General features: G+C 73.6%; 20 protein-coding genes. 5 read left to right on the forward strand and 15 right to left on the reverse strand.

The window, feature by feature from the left end:
• The first annotated feature begins 11 nt into the window (after positions 1-11).
• Positions 12-1307, forward strand: coding sequence for a nicotinate phosphoribosyltransferase (locus tag ACYSMR_RS03820; protein WP_251332077.1), 1296 nt, complete (start codon positions 12-14; stop codon positions 1305-1307).
• A gap of 163 nt (positions 1308-1470) precedes the next feature.
• The gene (locus ACYSMR_RS03825) at positions 1471-2079 is read left to right on the forward strand and encodes an isochorismatase family protein (protein WP_251331973.1); all 609 of its coding nucleotides are present in this window, start codon (positions 1471-1473) and stop codon (positions 2077-2079) included.
• Between the two features lie 13 nt (positions 2080-2092).
• On the opposite strand, the gene ACYSMR_RS03830 is transcribed toward ACYSMR_RS03825, so the two are convergent.
• The 5 genes from ACYSMR_RS03830 to ACYSMR_RS03850 all read right to left on the reverse strand — a co-directional run bounded on the left by ACYSMR_RS03830 (position 2093) and on the right by ACYSMR_RS03850 (position 7992).
• Entirely contained in the window at positions 2093-3892 is a 1800-nt protein-coding gene (locus ACYSMR_RS03830; protein WP_461747425.1) for a DEAD/DEAH box helicase, read from the reverse strand.
• 110 nt (positions 3893-4002) lie between these two features.
• Positions 4003-4341, reverse strand: coding sequence for a DUF3039 domain-containing protein (locus ACYSMR_RS03835; protein ID WP_251331975.1), 339 nt, complete (start codon positions 4339-4341; stop codon positions 4003-4005).
• A gap of 65 nt (positions 4342-4406) precedes the next feature.
• Positions 4407-6053: a serine/threonine-protein kinase gene (locus ACYSMR_RS03840; RefSeq protein WP_461747426.1), complete on the reverse strand. Its 1647-nt coding sequence runs from the start codon at positions 6051-6053 to the stop codon at positions 4407-4409.
• Entirely contained in the window at positions 6035-6865 is an 831-nt protein-coding gene (locus ACYSMR_RS03845) for an ABC transporter ATP-binding protein (protein WP_461747427.1), read from the reverse strand. The genes ACYSMR_RS03840 and ACYSMR_RS03845 overlap by 19 nt, the downstream gene beginning before the upstream one ends.
• Positions 6866-7038: 173 nt before the next feature.
• Positions 7039-7992: a co-chaperone YbbN gene (locus tag ACYSMR_RS03850; protein ID WP_461747428.1), complete on the reverse strand. Its 954-nt coding sequence runs from the start codon at positions 7990-7992 to the stop codon at positions 7039-7041.
• Positions 7993-8156: 164 nt separating this feature from the next.
• Between ACYSMR_RS03850 and ACYSMR_RS03855 the strand changes: the two genes are divergently transcribed.
• Positions 8157-9425 (forward strand): AI-2E family transporter, encoded by a 1269-nt coding sequence (locus ACYSMR_RS03855; protein ID WP_461747429.1) that lies wholly within the window; start codon positions 8157-8159, stop codon positions 9423-9425.
• Positions 9426-9447: 22 nt separating this feature from the next.
• Here the strand turns inward: ACYSMR_RS03855 and ACYSMR_RS03860 are convergent, their stop codons facing one another.
• Both ACYSMR_RS03860 and ACYSMR_RS03865 read right to left on the reverse strand, forming a co-directional pair.
• The gene (locus ACYSMR_RS03860; RefSeq protein ID WP_461747430.1) at positions 9448-10236 is read right to left on the reverse strand and encodes an alpha/beta hydrolase; all 789 of its coding nucleotides are present in this window, start codon (positions 10234-10236) and stop codon (positions 9448-9450) included.
• A gap of 41 nt (positions 10237-10277) precedes the next feature.
• Positions 10278-10622: an ATP/GTP-binding protein gene (locus ACYSMR_RS03865; protein WP_251331981.1), complete on the reverse strand. Its 345-nt coding sequence runs from the start codon at positions 10620-10622 to the stop codon at positions 10278-10280.
• 62 nt (positions 10623-10684) lie between these two features.
• Here ACYSMR_RS03865 and nucS point away from each other — a divergent pair, with 62 nt between their 5' ends.
• The gene (nucS, locus tag ACYSMR_RS03870) at positions 10685-11380 is read left to right on the forward strand and encodes an endonuclease NucS (RefSeq protein ID WP_251331982.1); all 696 of its coding nucleotides are present in this window, start codon (positions 10685-10687) and stop codon (positions 11378-11380) included.
• 312 nt (positions 11381-11692) lie between these two features.
• A complete protein-coding gene (locus tag ACYSMR_RS03875) occupies positions 11693-11896 on the forward strand; it encodes a cold-shock protein (protein WP_188536839.1) in 204 nt (67 codons plus the stop codon).
• 81 nt (positions 11897-11977) lie between these two features.
• Here the strand turns inward: ACYSMR_RS03875 and murA are convergent, their stop codons facing one another.
• The 8 genes from murA to atpE form a co-directional block, all read right to left on the reverse strand.
• The gene (murA, locus tag ACYSMR_RS03880; RefSeq protein ID WP_251331983.1) at positions 11978-13252 is read right to left on the reverse strand and encodes a UDP-N-acetylglucosamine 1-carboxyvinyltransferase; all 1275 of its coding nucleotides are present in this window, start codon (positions 13250-13252) and stop codon (positions 11978-11980) included.
• 136 nt (positions 13253-13388) lie between these two features.
• Positions 13389-13649, reverse strand: coding sequence for a F0F1 ATP synthase subunit epsilon (locus ACYSMR_RS03885; RefSeq protein WP_285859349.1), 261 nt, complete (start codon positions 13647-13649; stop codon positions 13389-13391).
• 11 nt (positions 13650-13660) lie between these two features.
• On the reverse strand, positions 13661-15127 hold the full coding sequence (gene atpD / locus ACYSMR_RS03890; RefSeq protein WP_251331985.1) for a F0F1 ATP synthase subunit beta: 1467 nt from the start codon (positions 15125-15127) through the stop codon (positions 13661-13663).
• Between the two features lie 55 nt (positions 15128-15182).
• Positions 15183-16094, reverse strand: coding sequence for a F0F1 ATP synthase subunit gamma (locus tag ACYSMR_RS03895; protein ID WP_251331986.1), 912 nt, complete (start codon positions 16092-16094; stop codon positions 15183-15185).
• 60 nt (positions 16095-16154) lie between these two features.
• Complete coding sequence (gene atpA, locus ACYSMR_RS03900; protein ID WP_461747431.1) at positions 16155-17780, reverse strand: F0F1 ATP synthase subunit alpha; 1626 nt, start codon at positions 17778-17780, stop codon at positions 16155-16157.
• A 163-nt stretch (positions 17781-17943) separates the two neighbouring features.
• Complete coding sequence (locus tag ACYSMR_RS03905) at positions 17944-18753, reverse strand: F0F1 ATP synthase subunit delta (RefSeq protein ID WP_251331988.1); 810 nt, start codon at positions 18751-18753, stop codon at positions 17944-17946.
• Positions 18753-19307, reverse strand: a complete 555-nt coding sequence (locus tag ACYSMR_RS03910; protein WP_251331989.1) for a F0F1 ATP synthase subunit B — start codon at positions 19305-19307, stop codon at positions 18753-18755. The genes ACYSMR_RS03905 and ACYSMR_RS03910 overlap by 1 nt, the downstream gene beginning before the upstream one ends.
• 52 nt (positions 19308-19359) lie before the next feature.
• Entirely contained in the window at positions 19360-19560 is a 201-nt protein-coding gene (atpE, locus tag ACYSMR_RS03915) for an ATP synthase F0 subunit C (RefSeq protein WP_251331990.1), read from the reverse strand.
• Positions 19561-19665: the final 105 nt, after the last annotated feature.

The following is a 19665-nucleotide window of genomic DNA, read 5'->3' on the forward strand; positions in this document are numbered from 1 at the left end:
CCACGTCCCTGATGACCGACCACTACGAGCTGACCATGCTGCAGGCGGCCCTGCACGCGGGCACCGCCCACCGGCGCAGCGTCTTCGAGGTCTTCGCCCGGCGGCTGCCGGCCGGGCGCCGCTACGGCGTGGTGGCCGGCACCGGCCGGCTCCTCGAGGGCCTGGAGAGCTTCTGCTTCCGGGAGGAGCAGCTGCGCTTCCTCGCGGACACGGGCGTGGTCAACGGCCCGACCCTCGACTTCCTGGCGGACTTCCGCTTCACGGGCTCGATCGCGGGCTACGCCGAGGGCGAGACGTACTTCCCGCACTCCCCGGTGCTCGTGGTCGAGGGCACGTTCGCGGAGGCCTGCATCCTCGAGACGTACTTCCTGTCGGTGCTCAACTACGACAGCGCCGTGGCCTCGGCGGCCTCCCGCATGGTGGGGGCGGCGGCGGGGCGGCCCTGCATCGAGATGGGCTCGCGGCGGGCCCACGAGGAGGCGGCGGTCGCCGCGGCCCGGGCCTCGGTCATCGCCGGTTTCGACTCGACGTCGAACCTCGAGGCCGGCCTGCGCTACGGCCTGCGGACCGTGGGCACGGCGGCGCACTCCTTCACCCTCCTGCACGACTCGGAGGAGGAGGCTTTCCGCGCCCAGCTGCAGTCGATGGGCCGGGGCACCACCCTGCTCGTCGACACCTACGACGTCGAGGCGGCGGTCCGGAAGGCCGTCGCGCTCGCCGGGCCCGAGCTGGGCGGGGTGCGCCTCGACTCCGGCGACCTCGTCGCCCAGGCCGCCTGGGTCCGGGAGCTGCTCGACGGGCTGGGCAACACGGGTACCCGCATCACCGTCACCTCGGACCTCGACGAGTACGCGATCGCGTCCCTCAACGCCGCCCCTGTGGACGCGTTCGGCGTGGGCACGCGGGTCGTCACCGGATCGGGCGCCCCGACGTCGTCGATGGTCTACAAGCTCGTGGCGCGGGAGGACTCCTCCGGCGAGCTGCAGCCGGTGGCCAAGGCCGCCAAGGGCAAGGCGTCGGTGGGCGGGCGCAAGTACGCGCTGCGCCGCCGCGACGAGCAGGGCACCGCCACCCACGAGCTGGTGGGCATCGGCCGCGTGCCCGGCGACGACGGCGACGACCGGCCGCTGCTGCAGGAGTTCGTCCGGGACGGCGAGCTGCTCGACGGGTGGACCGGCGCACAGGGCGTCGTGCGGGCCCGGGAGCGCCACGCCGCGTCCGTGGCCGAGCTGCCGGCCTCCGCGCGCCGGCTCAGCGAGGGCGACCCCGTCATCCCGACCGTCATCGAGCCGGAGGCGCGGGCCTGACCGGCGCCGCGCCCCGGACGTGATCCGGCCGGGCCCGCTCCCGCCGGGCCCGCTCCCGCCGGGCCCCACCCCACCGAGCCCCACCCCACCGAGCCCCACCCCACCGAGCCCCACCCCACCGAGCCCCACCCCACCGAGCCCCAACCCACCGAGGAGGAACGTCATGAGGACCGCACTGATCGTCGTCGACGTGCAGAAGGACTTCTGCGAGGGCGGGTCGCTGCCCGTCGCCGGGGGCGCGGAGATCGCCGCCGCCGTCTCCGAGCACCTCGAGCACCACCACGGCGACTACGCCGTGATCGCCGCGACCCAGGACTGGCACGTCGACCCGGGAGCGCACTTCTCGGACGAGCCGGACTTCGTGGACTCGTGGCCGGTGCACTGCGTGGCGGACTCCCGCGGCGCCCAGCCGCACCCGGACCTGGACACGGACTGGATCCAGGCGTGGTTCCGCAAGGGCGAGCACGACGCCGCGTACTCGGCCTTCGAGGGCCTCCTCGCCCCGGACGCCGACGTGCCCATGGGCGACGACGAGGACGTGGAGGAGGACGACGTCAGCCTCGACGACTGGCTGCGCGAGCACGGGATCGAGGCGGTGGACATCGTGGGCCTCGCCACCGACCACTGCGTGCGGGCCACGGCCCTGGACGCGGTCGAGGCCGGCTACGACACGCGGGTGCTCGTGGACCTGACGGCGGGGGTCACCGCGCTGACCACCGAGCAGGCCCTGGAGGAGCTCGCCGACGCGGGGGTCGAGATCGTCCGGTCCTGACCGGCCGGGCCGCTCACCGGCGGCCGATGAACCAGTCCTGGAGCTTCTTCACGCGCGCCTCGAGCTGGGCCTCGTTGGCCTGCGCCACGGCGGGCCCGCCGCAGACCCGGCGCAGCTCGTTGTGGACCACGCCGTGCGGGGTGCCGGTGCGGGACGCCCACGCGGAGACGTTCTTCGACAGCGTGGCCCGCAGCTCCTTGAGCCGGCGGTGGTCGGGCACCGCCGGCTGCTGCGGCGCCGCCCCGGCCGCCGAGCGCCGGCGCGCGTGCCGGCGTTGCCGCTCGCGCAGCAGCTCGGAGACCTGGTCCGCCTCGAGCAGGCCGGGGATGCCCAGGAAGTCGGCCTCCTCCTCGGAGCCCACGGCCACGCCGCCGCCGAAGGCGCCGCCGTCGAAGAGGACGCCGTGGAAGGACGCGTCCGACCCGAGGGCCTCGAACCGGCCCTTCGCCAGCTCCGAGGACGCCTTCTCCTCGCGGTTGGCGGCCGCGAGCAGGTCGTCGTCCCAGCCCTCCTCCATGGGGTCCGCGGGCAGGCCCTGCTCGGCGGCGGAGGGCCGGTCGAGGGCGTGGTCGCGCTCGGCCTCCATCTCGTTGGCCAGGTTCATCAGCGCGGGCACGGACGGGAGGAAGACCGAGGCGGTCTCCCCGCGCCTGCGGGCGCGCACGAAGCGGCCCACGGCCTGCGCGAAGAACAGCGGCGTCGACGTCGACGTCGCGTAGACGCCCACGGCCAGGCGCGGGACGTCGACGCCCTCGGAGACCATGCGCACGGCGACCATCCAGCGCCCGTCCCCGGAGGAGAACTCGTCGATCTTGTCCGACGCGGTCTTGTCGTCGGAGAGCACCACGGTGGGCTTCTCCCCCGTGATCCGCCGCAGCTGCTCGGCGTAGGCCTTGGCGTCCTGGTGGTCGGTGGCGATCACGAGGGCCCCGGCATCGGGCACGGTGCGGCGCACCTCGGTCAGGCGCTGGTCCGCCGCCTGGAGCACGGAGGGGATCCACTGCCCGTTGGGGTCCAGCGCGGTGCGCCACGCCTGGGCGGTGATGTCCTTCGTGAAGCCCTCGCCGAGCTCCGCGCCCATCTCCTCGCCCGCGCTCGTGCGCCAGCGCATCTGCCCCGAGTAGGCCAGGAAGATCACGGGCCGGACCACGTGGTCCCTGAGGGCGTCGCCGTAGCCGTAGGTGTAGTCGGAGGACGAGCGGCGGATGCCGTCGGCGTCCTCGGCGTAGCGCACGAAGGGGATCGGGGCGGTGTCCGAGCGGAAGGGGGTGCCGGTGAGGGAGAGCCGGCGCACCGCGGGGTCGAACGCCTCCCGCAGCCCGTCGCCCCAGGTCAGGGAGTCGCCGGCGTGGTGGATCTCGTCCATGATGACGAGCGTGCGCCCCGCCTCGGTGCGGGCCCGGTGCAGCAGCGGCTTCATGGCCACCTGCGAGTAGGTCACGGCCGCGCCGACGTAGTCGCGGCCGTGGGAGCCGTCCGCGTTCTTGAAGTTGGGGTCGATCGCAAGACCCACGCGGGCGGCCGCGTCCGCCCACTGCCGCTTGAGGTGGTCGGTGGGGGTCACCACCGTGATCCGGTTGACCGTCCCGCGGTCGAAGAGCTCCTTCGCGACGCGCAGCGCGAAGGTGGTCTTGCCGGCGCCGGGGGTCGCCACGGCCATGAAGTCCTGCGGCTGGGCCTCGAAGTAGCGCTGCAGGGCCTCCGCCTGCCAGGCGCGCAGCCGGGGGGCGGTGCCCCACGCGGCGCGGTCGGGGTAGGCCGGGGGCAGGTCGGCGGCGGCACCGAACAAGGACAGCTGGTCGTCCTGGGACACTCTGGCGTCGTCCTTTCGCTCGTGGTCCGCGGCCTCGTGGCCGCGGCGGGGTGCGGGGCGCCACGCAAAAGCGCCCGCCGTCGGCGGGCGCTTCGTCGCGGGCGGGAGGCTCAGCCCTGCTGGTCGCCGTCGTCCTTGCCCGGGCGCAGGCCCTCGTAGATCTCCTTGCAGGTGGGGCAGACCGGGAAGCGCTGCGGGTCCCGGCCCGGGGTCCAGACCTTGCCGCACAGGGCGATCACGGGCTCGCCGGAGAGGGCGGACTCCATGATCTTCTCCTTGCGCACGTAGTGCGCGAAGCGCTCGTGGTCGCCCGGCTCCTGCACCTGGCGGGTCTCCTCGCGCTCGATCGTCGAGGTGCCGCCCGCGGGCCGCGCCGGATCGGTGCCGTAGGGGCTGTCGTCCAGTCCGTTCGTCGGGGTGCCGGTGGTCGCCGCTGCGAGGAGGTCCATGCGCGCCAGTTTACCCCGTCGCCGCCGCCGCCCGTGCCCGGGCCGCGGCGCCGGCCGGGCGCGGGTCAGCGGAACTGCGCGACCTCCTGGAGCAGCTCGGGGGCCCGCCGGTCGTACCAGCGCCCGCCGAGCACCACTCCGCCCGCGCACAGCAGCGGGCCCAGGACCGCCCCGGCGCCCAGCGCCGCCCAGCCCCAGGCCGCGTCCCCGGTGACGAGCTGGACGAGCACCAGCGCGGCGGCCGGGAGGACGAGCACGAGGATCAGGGCGAGGGCCGCGAACTGCACGAGCACGTTGAGCACGGTGAAGCCCTGCGGGGTCTTGAACGGGGACTGGCCGGGCACCGCGACGGGGTAGGTGTAGCGGGCGGACATGACCGAGGACAGCCCGGCCCCGCCCAGCAGGGCCAGCAGCGTGGTCCCGGCCAGGCCGGGCAGCAGCTCCCACCGGCCGTGCAGGACGAACGGCAGCAGCAGCCCCACCGTGCACAGCGGCACGGCGACCACGACCAGCGCCAGCACGCGCCCCGCCCGGTCGTGCACCCCGCGCACCCCGGTCAGCACGTGCAGGGACATGGCCGTGTTGTCGAAGGAGACGTCGCCGGAGATCTGGTAGGCCAGCAGGGCCGCGAACATGGGCCCCAGCGCGTAGAACAGGAAGCCGGCGCCGGTCTGCGCGCTCGAGAACCACACGAGCGCGGCGATCGCCGGCACGACGACGAGCGCGCCGGAGTAGCGGGGGTCCCGCACCCAGTACAGCAGGCACCGGGCGGCGACGGCCGCCCACGGCCGCTCGGGCACCCGGTCGAACAGTCCGGCCCCCGCGCCCGCGCGGGACCCGCGCACCCCCTCGCCCGCCGCGGTGGTCAGCGCCCGGGTCTGCGCGGCGCGCCAGCCGAGGACGAGGGCCGCGACGGTCAGCAGGGTGAGCGCCGTGCGGGCGGCGGCCTGGGCCCAGCGTCCCTCGGCGACGTCCGCGGGCACGGCCCACACGGCGCCGGCCGGCGTCCAGGCCAGCACCCCGGCCCACTGCGGCAGCCGGTCCCAGGTGCGCTCGAGCCCGCTCAGCACGCCGGTGACGATCGGGCCGAGGAGCACGAGGCCCAGCAGGGCCGCGAGGGAGAGCACCTCGGTGACGCGGCGGCGCCGGCCGAGGCCCACGGCGAGGGCCGTGACGCAGCGGGAGCCGGTGACCAGCAGGGCCAGCCCCAGCGGGAGGCAGACGAGGGCGGCGAGCACGGCCGGGACGGAGGCGCGCCACGAGGCGAGGGAGGCGAGGAGCGCGACGGTCGTCAGGGCGCCGGGGACGCCCACGAACGCGCCGAGGGCCTGGCCCCACTGGACCTGGCCCACGGTGAGCGGCAGCAGCGCGAGGCGGGCCGGGTCCAGGGTCGCGTCGGCGCGCGAGGCGAGGACGGGCAGCAGCCACCACGCGAGCGCGGCCGCCGTCCCGGCGACCACGAGCACCGTGCGCACCAGGGCGAGGTCCTGGCCGCCGAGCAGCACCAGCCCCACCACGGCGACGCCCAGCAGGAACACGAAGTAGGCCGCGCCCAGGACGGTGCCCACGAGCACCCAGGTGCTGCGGGTGAGGGTGTTGGCGAGGATCCTGGCCTTGAGGGCGACCAGCCGCCAGGCCAGCACCGCGGTGCCGGGACGGCCGGGGGCGAGGTCCCCGGGGACGAGGCCGGGGCTCACTCCGGGCGCAGCCACGACAGCCCCTCCCCCGGCTCGGCGCGCCCGCCGACGAGCTCGACGAACCGGTCCTCCAGCGACGCGCCCGCCCGGACCGCGTCCACCGTGCCGGCGGCCAGCACGCGGCCCCGGTCGAGGACGGCCACGTGGTCGCACATCCGCTGCACGAGGTCCATGACGTGGCTGGAGACGACGACGGTCCCGCCGGCGTCGACGAACCCGTGCAGGATCCCGCGGATGTTGGCGGCCGAGACCGGGTCCACGGACTCGAAGGGCTCGTCGAGCACGAGCACGCTCGGGGCGTGGATCAGGGCGCCGGCCAGGGCGATCTTCTTGGTCATCCCGGCGGAGTAGTCCTGGACCTGGGTGCCGGCGTCGCCCGTGAGGTCCATCGCCCGGAGGAGGTCCTCGGTGCGCCCGGCCACGGTGCGCCGGTCCATCCCGCGCAGCAGCCCGGCGTAGGTCACGAGCTGGCGGCCCGTGAGGCGGTCGAACAGGTGCACGCCGTCCGGCAGCACGCCCATGAGCTGCTTGGCCCGGACCGGCTCCGCCCACACGTCGACCCCCGCCACCCGCACGGTCCCGGCCGTGGGGCGCAGCAGGCCCGTGGCCATGGAGAGCAGGGTGGTCTTGCCGGCGCCGTTGCGGCCCACGAGGCCGAAGAAGGACCCGCGGGGGACGTCGAGGTCGACGCGGTCCACGGCGACCTTGGCCCCGGGGGTGCCCGGGCGCCCGAAGACCCGGACGAGCCCGCGCACGCTCAGGGCCGGTTGCCGGGAGGACGGGTCCGACGGGTCCGGGGCGGCCGGTGCGGAGAAGGGGGAGCTCATGGCCTCCAGCGTAGGCAGGCGGGGCCCGGGGCGAGGCCCGGCGCGCGGGGCGAGGCGGTGGCGGGGCGCCCGCACCGGCCGTTCCCGGGGCCCGCCCCCGCGGCGGGCCCCCGGGCGGTGCCGGCGCGGCGGCGCGTGTCCCGGAGGGCGGGGATAGGCCCCGCGGCCCGGGCTCAGAACAGCGCGCGCATCAGGGCGCCGCGGGCGGCGACGACGCGGGGGTCCTCCGCGCCGACCACCTCGAAGAGCTCGAGCAGGCGGACCCGCACGGCGTTGCGCTCCTCCCCCGCCGTGCGGCGCACGAGGTCCAGCAGGCGGCGGAAGGCGTCCTCGACGTGCCCGCCGGACACGTCGAGGTCGGCCACCTGGAGCTGGGCCGCCACGTCCTCCGGCGCGGCGGCCGCCGCGGCGCGCACCGCGGCGGCGTCCAGCGGCATCACGCGCTGGAGCAGGTGCACCTGCGCGAGGGCGAGCTTGGCCTCCCGGTCGCCCGGGTTCTCGGCGATGGCGCGGTTGTAGGCGGCCTCGGCCCCGTCCAGGTCGCCCGCCTCGAGCGCGTCGACGGCCTCCTGGTGCAGCGGCGGCAGCGGCGCCGGCTCGTCCGCGCGCACCGGCTCGACGGTGCCCGCGATGCCGTTCTGCTCCGCGAGCGCGAGCAGCTCGTCCAGCAGCTGCACCACCTGCTCGGGGGGCACGGTGGTGTTGAACAGCGGCACGGGGCGCCCGCCGAGCAGGGCGACGACGGTGGGCACGGACTGGGCCTGGAACATCTGGGCGATCTCGGGCACGGCCTCGGCGTCCACGGAGGCCAGCAGGATCCGGCCGGCGTACCGGTCCACGGCCTGCTCCAGGGCGTCGGTGAACGCCACCGACTGCTGGCTGAAGCCCGCCCACAGGGCGAAGACGACCGGCACGCGGGTGGACAGCTGCGCGACCTCCTGGAAGTCCGCGGCCGTCACCTCGCGCCGGTAGCCGCCCCCGGCCTGCTCCCCCGTCCCGCCGGGGGCCGCGGCGGGCGCGGCCGCGCCCAGGTCGACGGCGCCCCGCACCGACGCGGGCAGCGGGGGCTCCGGCTGGGGGGCGGTCTCGGCGGTGCGGCGCGGGTTCTGGTGCTGGAACTCGTTCACGGGGCGTCCTCTCGGGGATCGGCGGGGTCTCCCGTCGATTATCGGCGGCGCGCGGCGGCGCGGCCACCGGGGCGCCCCGGTGTACGCTTCCGGCGTGACTGCGGCCCGGTGCGGCCCCGGCGGTTCCGGCCCGCGGCACGACGCCGACCTCCCCGGGAGCCGCCATGACGCCACCCGCGCCCGAGCCGTCCGAGGGGCCCGACGGGTCCGTGCCGTCCGCGGGCTCCGCGCCGCCCGCGCCGCCGGGCCGCCCGGACCGCCGCGGGCGCGGCGCCGAGGTCCTCGACCGCTTCCTGCGCCCGCTGCCGGGACCGCGCCCCCGCCACCGCTTCGAGGTCCCGCCCGACGCCGGCGCGCCCTCGGCCCGCCGGCCGGCGTCGTGGCCCGATCCCGCCCGCCCGGTGCAGACGGGGTTCCTGCTGGCGGTCGGCGTGGGCCTCGCCGTGCTGTGCTGGTGGGTGCTCGCGAACGTCGGCCCGCTCGTGGGCTGGGTCGTGACCGCCACCTTCCTCGCCCTCGGGCTCGAGCCCCTCGTGCGCCGGCTCGAGGCCCGGGGCCTGCCCCGGCCCGGTGCCGTGGCGCTGGTCGTGCTGGCGCTCGCGGCGGCCGGGTGCCTGGTCATCGTGCTGGTGGTTCCGCGGATCGTCGCCGAGGCCGCGCAGCTGGCGGGGCGCGTGCCCGCGCTCGTGGACGGGCTCCTGGGCTCCGAGGCGTTCGAGCGGCTGGACGCCCGCCTGCGGATCCGCGACTCGGCCGAGCGGTGGGTGCAGGAGCTGTCGGGGAGGATCGGCTCGGACCGGGACTTCCTCGGCGGGATCTTCGGCGGCGTGGTGGGCCTGGGCTCCGTGGTGCTCAACGTCGTCACCGGGACGCTCATCGTCCTGGCCCTGAGCCTGTACTTCCTGGTGTCCCTGCCGGTGATGACCCGGTGGGCCTACCGGCTCGCCCCGGCCTCCCGCCGGGCCCGCGTGCAGGAGCTGGGCGACCAGATGGTGCGCGGCGTCGGCAACTACGTGATCGGGCAGACCTGCGTGGCCCTGCTCAACGCGGCCGTGGCCCTGGCCCTGATGCTCGCGACCGGGGTGCCGTTCGCCGCGCTGCTGTCCCTGCTCGTGGCCCTGCTCGCGTTCGTGCCCCTCGTGGGCGGGGTGCTCGCCGGGGTGCTCGTCACCCTCGTGGCCGCCACCGCGGGCTGGGGCACGGCCCTGCCCTACGCGGTCGGCTACTTCGCGTACCTGCAGGTGGAGGCCTACTTCGTCTCCCCCCGCATCATGCGCCGCGCGGTCGCGGTGCCGGGGGCCATCGCCGTGATCGCGGTGGCGGCGGGCGGGTCCCTGTGGGGCGTGCTCGGGGCGCTGATCGCCATCCCGACCGCCGCGGCCGGGCTGCTGCTCGTGCGGGAGGTGTTCGTGCCCCGGCAGGACCGGCGCTGAGCCCCGGCGCGCCGCGGGCCCCTCAGAGGCCCCTGGCGGTGGGCCCGGACCACGTCGTGGGCAGTCGCACCGGCTCGCCCAGGACCGTGGAGGCGATCTCGTCCAGCGCCCGTTGCACGAACCGCTCCCCCACCCACAGGTGCTTCGCCTCGTCCACGCCGGTGAGCTCGGCCTGGGGCACGCGCGTGAAGCGCCGCGCCGCCTCCTCGGGGCGCAGGTAGTCGTCGAGCTCCGGGACCAGCACCCGCAGCGGCTTGCCGGAGGCCGCCCAGCGGTCGAGGTCCGCGTCGTCGGCGCGGTGCAGCGGCGGGGAGAGCAGGATCCCGCCCTCGACCCGGTCCGCGACCGGGGGCACCGCCCCGTACTTGAGCACGAGCTCGGAGCCGAAGGACCAGCCCACGAGCCAGCGGTTCGGCAGGCCCTGCGCCACGGCCCACGCGGTGGCGGCGTCCACGTCGTGCCGCTCGGCGTCCCCGCCGTCGAACGCGCCCGTGCTGGTGCCGCGGGGCGAGGACGTGCCGCGCAGGTTGAAGCGCAGCACCGCGAGGCCGGCGAGCGCGGGCAGGCGGTAGGAGGCCTTCTTGTACACGTGGGAGTCCATGAAGCCCCCGTGCGTGGGCAGCGGGTGCAGGGTCACGAGCGTGCCCCGGGGCTCGCCGCGCGCCGGGAGGGCGAGCTCGCCGACGAGGGTCTGCCCGTCCTCCGTGCGCAGCTCGACGTTCTCGCGCCGGGCGGGCAGGACGGTCGAGGCCCGGACCTCGACGGGGTCGTGGTTGGCCGTGTACACCAGGGCGGCGGGGTCGGAGCTCATGCCCGCCAGTCTAGCCAGCGCGGACCGCGCGGCCGGTGCGCTCAGCGGCGCGTGCGCCAGCAGCGCTCGTGCCAGTGCCGCCGGTCCTCGAAGGCGCTGCGCGCCCCGAGCAGGGAGTCCTGCTGCCACACCACGAGGTGGGCGATCCCCGGCGGGATGGTGCGCCCGCAGCCGGGGCACACGTAGTTCTTCACGGCGTTGGCGGGGCGGACGTGGCGGACCATCCAGTCCCCGTCCGGGGCGCGCTCCACGACGGGGGCGGGCTCGAGGACCCGCTCGACGGACCACGGCTCGCGCATCGCCCCGCGCTGCCACTTGCTCGCGCGGGCACCGTCGGGCGGGCCGCCGGCCCGGCGGCCTCGCGAGGAGTGGTTCGAGCGCGGCACGGTCGGATTCTCTCACACGCTCCCCGGCGCGGGCCGCCACGGCGGTTCGCTAGGCTGGTCCGGTGCGTCTCGTCATTGCCGATTGTTCCGTCGACTACGAAGGGCGTCTGCGCGCCCACCTGCCCGCCGCCCGCCGCCTGCTGGTCGTGAAGGCCGACGGCTCCGTGCTCGTCCACTCGGACGGCGGCAGCTACAAGCCCCTGAACTGGATGAGCCCGCCCGCGCGCCTGCACGTGGCCGAGCCCGAGCCCGAGCTCGCCGCCGAGGGCGTCCTGCAGACCTGGACGGTCCAGGCCGCCAAGAGCGACGACCGCCTGGTGATCCAGCTCTTCGAGATCCACGAGGACGTCTCCCACGAGCTGGGCGTGGACCCGGGCCTCGTCAAGGACGGCGTCGAGGCGGACCTGCAGCGGCTGCTGGCGGAGCAGATCCACCTGCTGGGCTCGGGCCACACCCTGGTGCGCCGGGAGTACCCCACCGCGATCGGCCCCGTGGACATCCTGGCCCGCGCCGCCGACGGCACGACCGTGGCGGTCGAGCTCAAGCGCCGCGGCGACATCGACGGCGTCGAGCAGCTCACCCGCTACCTCGAGCTGCTCAACCGCGACCCGCTGCTCGCCCCCGTGCGCGGGGTGTACGCGGCACAGCTGATCAAGCCCCAGGCGCGGGTGCTCGCGGAAGACCGCGGGATCGCGTGCCTGACCCTGGACTACGACGGGATGCGCGGCGTGGACGACAGCGACTCCCGGCTCTTCTGAGCCCGCCCCGCGGCCACGCCGTCCCGTCACGCCGCCCCGTCACGCGCACAGCGAACACGCGGCGCCACACGATGATCAGTAGGCGAACAGTGTTGACCGCCCCGGGCGAGTGTGTGAAGCTGAATGTGTTCTTCGTTCCATGTTCAGCATGCTCGCAGAACGGGTAAAGCGAGCGTGACGTTCGACCTGGACCCGGCCTCCGTCCCGGAATCCTCCGCGGCGGCAGATCGATCCTCAGCGCATCTCGTGACACCGCCCTCGTGCACGACCCCGTGCACAGTTAGTTACTCAGTCTCGCAAGGAGAGATCTTCATGGCCCAGGGCACCGTCAAGTGGTTCAACGCCGAAAAGGGCTTCGGCTTCATCACCCCCGACGACTCCGACTCGGACGTCTTCGTCCACTACTCGGAGATCCAGTCGGGCGGCTTCCGCACCCTCGAGGAGAACCAGCGCGTCGAGTTCGAGATTGGTCAGGGCCAGAAGGGCCCCCAGGCCACCGGCGTGACCATCATCTGATCCGTCCACCGGGACGGCTCTGAACGCGGCGGGCCCCGCACCCTTCGGGGTGCGGGGCCCTTCGCCTGCCCGGGGCGGCGCTCAGGGGGTCCCGGCGATCCGGCGCTCGACGGCGGCGCCGGCGGAGGCCAGCTGCTCCACGAAGTGCTCGTAGCCGCGGTCGACGTGCTCGACGCCGCTGACCTCGGTCTCCCCCTCCGCCGCCATCCCGGCGATCACGAGCGCGGCCCCGGCCCGGATGTCCTTGGCCTCGACGGGCGCCCCGGACAGCGCGGGCATGCCGGCGACGAGGGCGTGGTGGCCGTCCAGGCGCACGCTCGCGCCCAGCCGCTCGAGCTCGGCCGTGAAGCCCCAGCGGGCCTCGAAGACGTTCTCGGTGACCATCCCCGAGCCCTCGGCCACCGCGTTGAGGGCCACGACGAAGGGCTGGAGGTCGGTCGGGAAGCCCGGGTACGGCAGGGTCGACACGTTGATGGCCCGCGGGCGCTCCGGCCCGGCCACGACCAGGCGGCCGTCACCGGTCTCGACGCGGCACCCCGCGGCCCGCAGCTTGTCCAGCACCACGGCCAGGTGGCCCGGCTCGGCGCCCAGGACCTCGACGGTCCCGCCCGTGACGGCCGCGGCGAAGGCCCACGTGCCGGCGACGATCCGGTCGGGCACGGTGCGGTGCTCCACCGGGCGCAGCGCGTCCACGCCGACCACCGTGACGGTGCTCGTGCCGAGGCCCTCGATCCGGGCTCCCATCGCCTGCAGCATCCGGCCGATGTCGACGATCTCCGGCTCGCGGGCCGCGTTGTCGATCACGGTGGTGCCCTCGGCGAGGGTAGCGGCCATCATGAGGTTCTCGGTGGCCCCCACGGAGGGGTAGTCCAGGCGGAACTGGGTCCCCCGCAGCGCGTCGGGCACCGACGCGACGAGGTAGCCGCGCTCGATCTGGAGGACCGCGCCCATCGCCTCGAGGCCGGCGCGGTGCATGTCGAGGCCCCGCGAGCCGATGGCGTCGCCGCCGGGCAGGGCGACCTCCGCCACGCGGCAGCGGGCGACCAGGGGCCCCAGGACGGAGATCGAGGCGCGCATCGCCCGGACCAGGTCGTAGTCGGCCTGGTGGTGCAGCTCCGCCGGCACGTCGATCCACACCGTCTGCGCGTCCCGGTCGTAGGCCACGGCGCAGTCGAGGCGGCGCAGCAGCTCCGCCATGATCGCGACGTCCTGGATCTCGGGGACGTTGGTGATGGTCGTCTCCCCCTCGGCGAGCAGCGCGGCGGCCATGAGTTTGAGCACGCTGTTCTTCGCGCCCGAGACCTGCAGCGTCCCGTTGACCGCGGTGGGCCCGTGCACGACGATCTTCTCTTCCATCCACTCTCCTGAACGTCCTCGGCCGGGCGCCCGTCGGGACCCGGATACGGCCGCGGCCTCCGCACCGGTGGTACGGAGGCCGCAGCTCTGCGTGGTGCGGGACGGGGCCGGGCCCGTCCCGCGGGGTGGGGTCGGATCAGGCGGCGTCGGCGAGCTCCACGCTGTCGGCCACGATCGTCACCCGGTTGTTGTCCATGAACACGAACCCCGCGTCGATGGTGCCCCCGAAGCGGGGCCCGTCGACGGGCTCGACCGCGAACTGCCCCGGCCGGAGGATCCCGGCGACGGCCTCGTGGCCCGGGAGGATCCCGATGTCGCCCTCCGTGGTGCGCACGCGGACCATGCGGGCGGTGCCCGTCCAGACCGACTGGTCGAGGGACACGACTTCGACGATCATCTCAGCCACGACTACTTGCCACCGGTCCGGGACTTGATCTCGTCCCACTTCTGCATGACGTCGTCCAGGCCGCCCACGTTGTAGAACGCCTGCTCGGGCACGTGGTCGAACTCGCCCTCGGTGATCTTCCCGAACGCCTCGATGGTCTCGGCGATCGGCACCGTCGAGCCCTCGACACCGGTGAACTGCTTCGCGGTGTAGGTGTTCTGGGAGAGGAACTGCTCGATGCGCCGGGCGCGGGCCACGACGACCTTCTGCTCCTCGGAGAGTTCCTCGACGCCGAGGATCGCGATGATGTCCTGCAGCTCCTTGTTCTCCTGCAGGATCGCCTTGACGCGGATCGCGACGTCGTAGTGCTCCTGGCCGACGTACTGCGGGTCGAGGATGCGCGAGGTCGAGGCCAGCGGGTCGATCGCCGGGTACAGGCCGCGGGAGGCGATGTCGCGGGAGAGCTCCGTGGTCGCGTCCAGGTGGGCGAACGTCGTGGCCGGGGCCGGGTCGGTGTAGTCGTCGGCGGGCACGTAGATCGCCTGCATCGAGGTGATCGAGTGGCCGCGCGTCGAGGTGATGCGCTCCTGCAGCACGCCCATCTCGTCGGCCAGGTTGGGCTGGTAGCCCACGGCCGAGGGGATGCGGCCCAGCAGGGTCGAGACCTCGGAGCCGGCCTGGGTGAACCGGAAGATGTTGTCGATGAACAGCAGCACGTCCTGGTTCTGGACGTCGCGGAAGTACTCCGCCATCGTCAGCGCCGACAGGGCCACGCGCAGACGCGTTCCCGGCGGCTCGTCCATCTGGCCGAACACGAGGGCGGTGTCCTTGAGGACCCCCGCCTCCTCCATCTCGACCCACAGGTCGTTGCCCTCGCGCGTGCGCTCGCCCACGCCGGCGAAGACCGAGGTGCCGCCGAAGTTGCGGGCCACACGGGTGATCATCTCCTGGATGAGCACCGTCTTGCCCACGCCGGCGCCGCCGAACAGGCCAATCTTGCCGCCCTTGATGTAGGGGGTGAGGAGGTCGATGGACTTGATGCCGGTCTCCATCATCTCCGTGGAGCCCTCGAGCTCCGCGAAGGACGGCGCCTTGCGGTGGATCGGCCAGCGCTCGGTGACCTGCAGCGAGGCGGTCGGCACGTCGAGGGCGTCGCCGAGCACGTTGAAGATGTGGCCCTTGACGACGTCGCCCACCGGCACGGAGATGGGGGCGCCCGTGTCCTGGACGGTGGTGCCGCGCACGAGGCCGTCGGTCTGCTGCAGGGAGATCGCGCGGACCATGTTGTCGCCGAGGTGCTGGGCGGTCTCGAAGGTGATCCGCTTCGTCTCGCCGTTGAGCTGGTAGTCGGCGGTCAGGGCGTTGTAGACGTCCGGAACGGCGTGCTCCGGGAACTCGATGTCGACGACCGGACCGATGACCCGGGCGATGCGGCCCGTGGCGCCGCCCGAGACCGGCTGACCGGCCTGTTCGCTGATGGTGGCAGTCATTTCTCTCACTTCACTGATTGCGGTGGGGTGGTTGCTGGATCGCCGGTCGGGCCCGTCAGAGGGCCTCGGCGCCGCTCACGATCTCGGTGAGCTCGGTGGTGATCGCAGCCTGGCGGGCGTTGTTCATCAGGCGGGTGTACTTGCGGATCAGTTCGTCCGCGTTGTCGCCGGCCGACTTCATGGCGCGCTGCCGGGCGGCGAGCTCGCTCGTGGCGGCGTTGGCCAGGCACGCGTAGAGGCGGGCGTCGATGTAGCGGGGAAGGACCGCGTTGAGGAACTCCTCCGCGTTCGGCTCGAACTCGAAGGTGCTGCCGGAGTCCTCGAGCGCGTCGAAGTCGCGGGCGACCTCGTCGGTCAGCGCGTTGGCGTCCACGACCTCCAGGGGCAGCAGGCGCAGCACCCGGGGCTCCTGGGTCACCATCGAGCGGAACACCGTGTAGACGAGGTGGATCTCGTCGACGCCGCCGTCCTCGTAGGGGGTCTCCAGGTCCTCGACCAGCACCTGGCGCAGCTCGCGGGCGCGCTCGGGGCTCGCGTTGTCCGTGTCGCCGGTCCAGTGCCGCGCGTAGGGGCGGTGCCGGAAGTCGAAGTACGCCTGGGCCTTGCGCCCGACCAGGTAAACCTTCACGTCCTTGCCCTGCTCGCGGAGCAGCTCCATGAGGGACTCCGCCTCCTTGAGCACGTTGGAGGAGTAGGACCCGGCCAGACCGCGGTCGGAGGTCATGATCACCACGGCCGAGCGCCGGACGTCCTCGGGGCTCGTGGTGAGGACATGGGAGATGTTCTGCTGGGTGGCGACCTGAGAGACCGCACGGGTCAGCGCGTTGGCGTACGGACGTGCCGCCGCCACCCGCTGGCGGGACTTGTTGATGCGCGAGGTCGCGATCATCTCCATGGCCTTGAAGATCTTCTTCATGGACTTGGTCGACGCGATCTTGTTCCGGTAGACCCGGATCTGGGCTCCCATGTGACTTCCTTTCGTCACCGTGGCCGGTGCGCCGCCGTGGCGGCGCACCGGCCCGGCCGGCTACTTCTTGACGATCCGTTCCTGGTCCACCGCGGACGCGTCGAGGGGCTGGTGCTCCTCGTGGCCCGGCTGGATGTCGTGCTTCGTGCCGTGGAAGTCGCGCTTGACCTCGGCGACGGCCGTCTCCAGGGCGGCGATCGCGTCGTCCTCGAGCTTGCCCGTCTGCGCGATGGACTCGAGCACGTTGGTCGTGCGGCGCACCTGGTCGAGCAGGACCTGCTCGAAGTCCAGCACGGAGGCGACCTCGACCTCGTCGAGGTGGCCGTTGGTGCCGGCCCAGATGGACACGACCTGGTCCTCGACCGCGTACGGCGTGTACTGCTTCTGCTTGAGCAGCTCCATCAGCCGCGCACCGCGGGTCAGCTGCTGGCGCGACGCCGCGTCGAGGTCCGAGGCGAACATCGCGAAGGCCTGCATCGAGCGGTAGGACGCCAGCTCCAGCTTCAGCGTGCCGGAGACCTTCTTCATGGCCTTGATCTGCGCGGCGCCGCCGACGCGGGAGACCGACACGCCGACGTCCACGGCGGGACGCTGGTTGGCGTTGAAGAGGTCCGACTGCAGGAAGATCTGCCCGTCGGTGATGGAGATGACGTTGGTCGGGATGAACGCCGACACGTCGTTGGCCTTCGTCTCCACCAGCGGCAGGCCGGTCATCGAGCCGGCGCCGAGCTCGTCGGAGAGCTTGGCGCAGCGCTCGAGCAGGCGGGAGTGCAGGTAGAACACGTCGCCCGGGTAGGCCTCGCGTCCCGGCGGGCGGCGCAGCAGCAGCGACACCGCACGGTAGGCCTCGGCCTGCTTGGACAGGTCGTCGAAGACGATGAGGACGTGCTTGCCGCCGTACATCCAGTGCTGGCCGATGGCCGACCCGGCGTAGGGGGCGAGGTACTTGATGCCGGCGGAGTCGGAGGCCGGGGCCGCGACGATCGTCGTGTACTCCAGGGCGCCGTTGTCCTCGAGGGTCTGGCGCACGCCCGCGATGGTGGAGGCCTTCTGGCCGACGGCCACGTAGATGCAGCGCACCTGCTTGCTGACGTCGCCGGACTCCCAGTTCGCACGCTGGTTGAGGATCGCGTCGACGGCGATGGCGGTCTTGCCGGTCTGGCGGTCGCCGATGATCAGCTGGCGCTGGCCGCGGCCGATCGGGATCATCGCGTCGATGGCCTTGATGCCGGTCTGCAGCGGCTCGTGGACCGACTTGCGCATGGTCACGCCGGGAGCCTGCAGCTCCAGGGCGCGGCGGCCCTCGGCCTCGATGGGACCGAGGTCGTCGAGCGGCATGCCCAGCGGGTCGACCACTCGGCCGAGGAAGGCGTCGCCCACGGGCACGGAGAGGACCTCGCCGGTGCGGTGCACCTCCTGGCCCTCCTCGATGCCGCGGAAGTCGCCGAGGACGACGACGCCGATGTCGCGGGTGTCGAGGTTCTGGGCGAGGCCCAGGGTGCCGTTCTCGAAGCGCAGCAGCTCGTTGGCCATGACCGAGGGCAGGCCCTCGACCCGGGCGATCCCGTCGGCGGCGCTGCTGATGCGGCCGACCTCGACTCGTTCTGCGGCGCCGGGGTCGTAGGAGGCGGCGAACTCGCTGAGCGCGCTGCGCACCTCGTCGGCGTTGATGGTGACTTCGGACATCTGCTGTCCCTGCTCTCCTAGTTCGTGATCACTGCGGAGCAGTGACCGTGAGTCCATTCTGTGGCGGGATGCTGGGCGTTTCCACCGGCCGTGGCGCCCGCCAGGCGTTCGTCTGCCGGCGACGGCATCGTGCGGGCTCCCGGGCCCGGCGCACCGGGGCCGCTCAGGCCCCGATCCGCTGCTGGAGCTCGTCGATGCGGGTCGCGAGCGAGCCGTCGATGACCTCCTCGCCGACCTGCACGCGCAGTCCGCCGATCAGCGCGGGGTCGACGTCGACAGTGAGCTGCAGGTCCCGGCTGTACAGCACGTTGAGCTGGTGCTGCAGGCGCCGGAGCTGCTCCTCGGTCAGCGGCCGGGAGGTGGTCACGTGGGCGATCCACCGCTGGCGGCGGCTGGCCACCTCGTCCGCGAACCGTCCGACCAGGCGTCCCACCAGGGCACCGCGGGGCGTGAGGACCGCCTGCTCGATGAGCAGGAGGGCCTCCTCCGAGGCGCCGGGGGCGAGCCGCTGCGCGAGCCGGGTCTTGGCGTCGACGTCGGCCCGGGGGTCACCGAGGGCGCGCTGGAGCTCGTGCGAGTCCTCCACCGCGCTCTGGAACGCGATGAGCTGGTCCACGAGCTCCCCGAGGGCCTCGGCGCCGCCGCGGTTCTCCGCGGACGCGGCCGTGAGCTGCACGCCCGCGTGCTCGAGGGCGTCGCCGAACTCCCGGTCGTCGTTCCACCGGCGCTCGGCCAGTGCCGCGACGACCTCCACGGCCTGCGGGGACACCTTGCCCGAGAAGAGGCGGCCGATCACGTGCGCCCGCGCCGCCCCGGGATAGGAGGGATCCGTCAGGGAACGGCGCAGCGCGCCGTTCTCGTCCAGGACGGCCAGCACGGCGAACACGTCACGCGCGAGGCCGGGGTCGGCGGAGCCGGCCCAGCGCTCGACCACCTGGGCGACCTGCTGGCGGGATTCGTTGGATGCTGCCATTACCGGGCCGCACCTGCGTTCCGCTGCTGCTCGGTCTCCAGGTCCGCGAGGAAGCGGTCGACCACCCGGCCGGCGCGCGCGTCGTCGTCCAGGGCCTCGCCCACGATCTTCGACGCGAGCTGCGTGGCCAGGGTGCCGACCTCGGCGCGCAGGGAGACCACGGCCGCCGCACGCTCTGCCTCGATCGTGCGATGGGCGTTCTCCGAGATGCGCGCCGACTCGGCGTTGGCCCGGTCCTTGAAGTCCGCCAGGATCTTCTCGCCCTCCAGGCGGGCCTCCTCACGGATCTTCTGGGCCTCCAGGCGAGCGCTCTCGAGCTGCTGGTTGTACTCGTCACGGGCGGCGGCGGCCTCGGCCTGGGCGGCCTGGGCCTTCGCCAGGCCTCCCTCGATGGCCTCGGTGCGCTCACGGTAGACCCGCTCGAAGGCCGGCACGATGAACTTGATCGCGATGAAGAGGAGGATCAGGAACCCAAGGCCGGTGATCAGCATCTCCCAGCCATTGGGGAGGAGGGGGCTGGTCCCCTCTTCAGCTGCCAACAACATGGTGTTCATACGTGCGATTCCTGTTCTTTAGTGAGGAATGTGTTCCGTGCCTGTGCCGCGGTCAGATGAGCGCGAGCACGAAGCCGAGGATGGCGAGCGCCTCGACCACGGCGAAGCCCATGAACAGGATCGGCTGGATCACGCGCTGGGCCTCGGGCTGACGGGCCACGGACTGCATGTACGCGGCGAAGATCAGACCCACGCCGATGCCACCGCCGATGGCAGCCAGACCGTAACCGATAACGCTGAGCGAACCTTCCATTATGGATGTTTCCTTTCTAGGTGCCCGGGAACGGGCGTCGTTGCCATTGTTGGCGCTGGACAGTTGGAGGATGGTCGGGGGGCGACCGCCGGGGCGCGCACGGGC

The organism is Kocuria sp. U4B, from assembly GCF_054875615.1.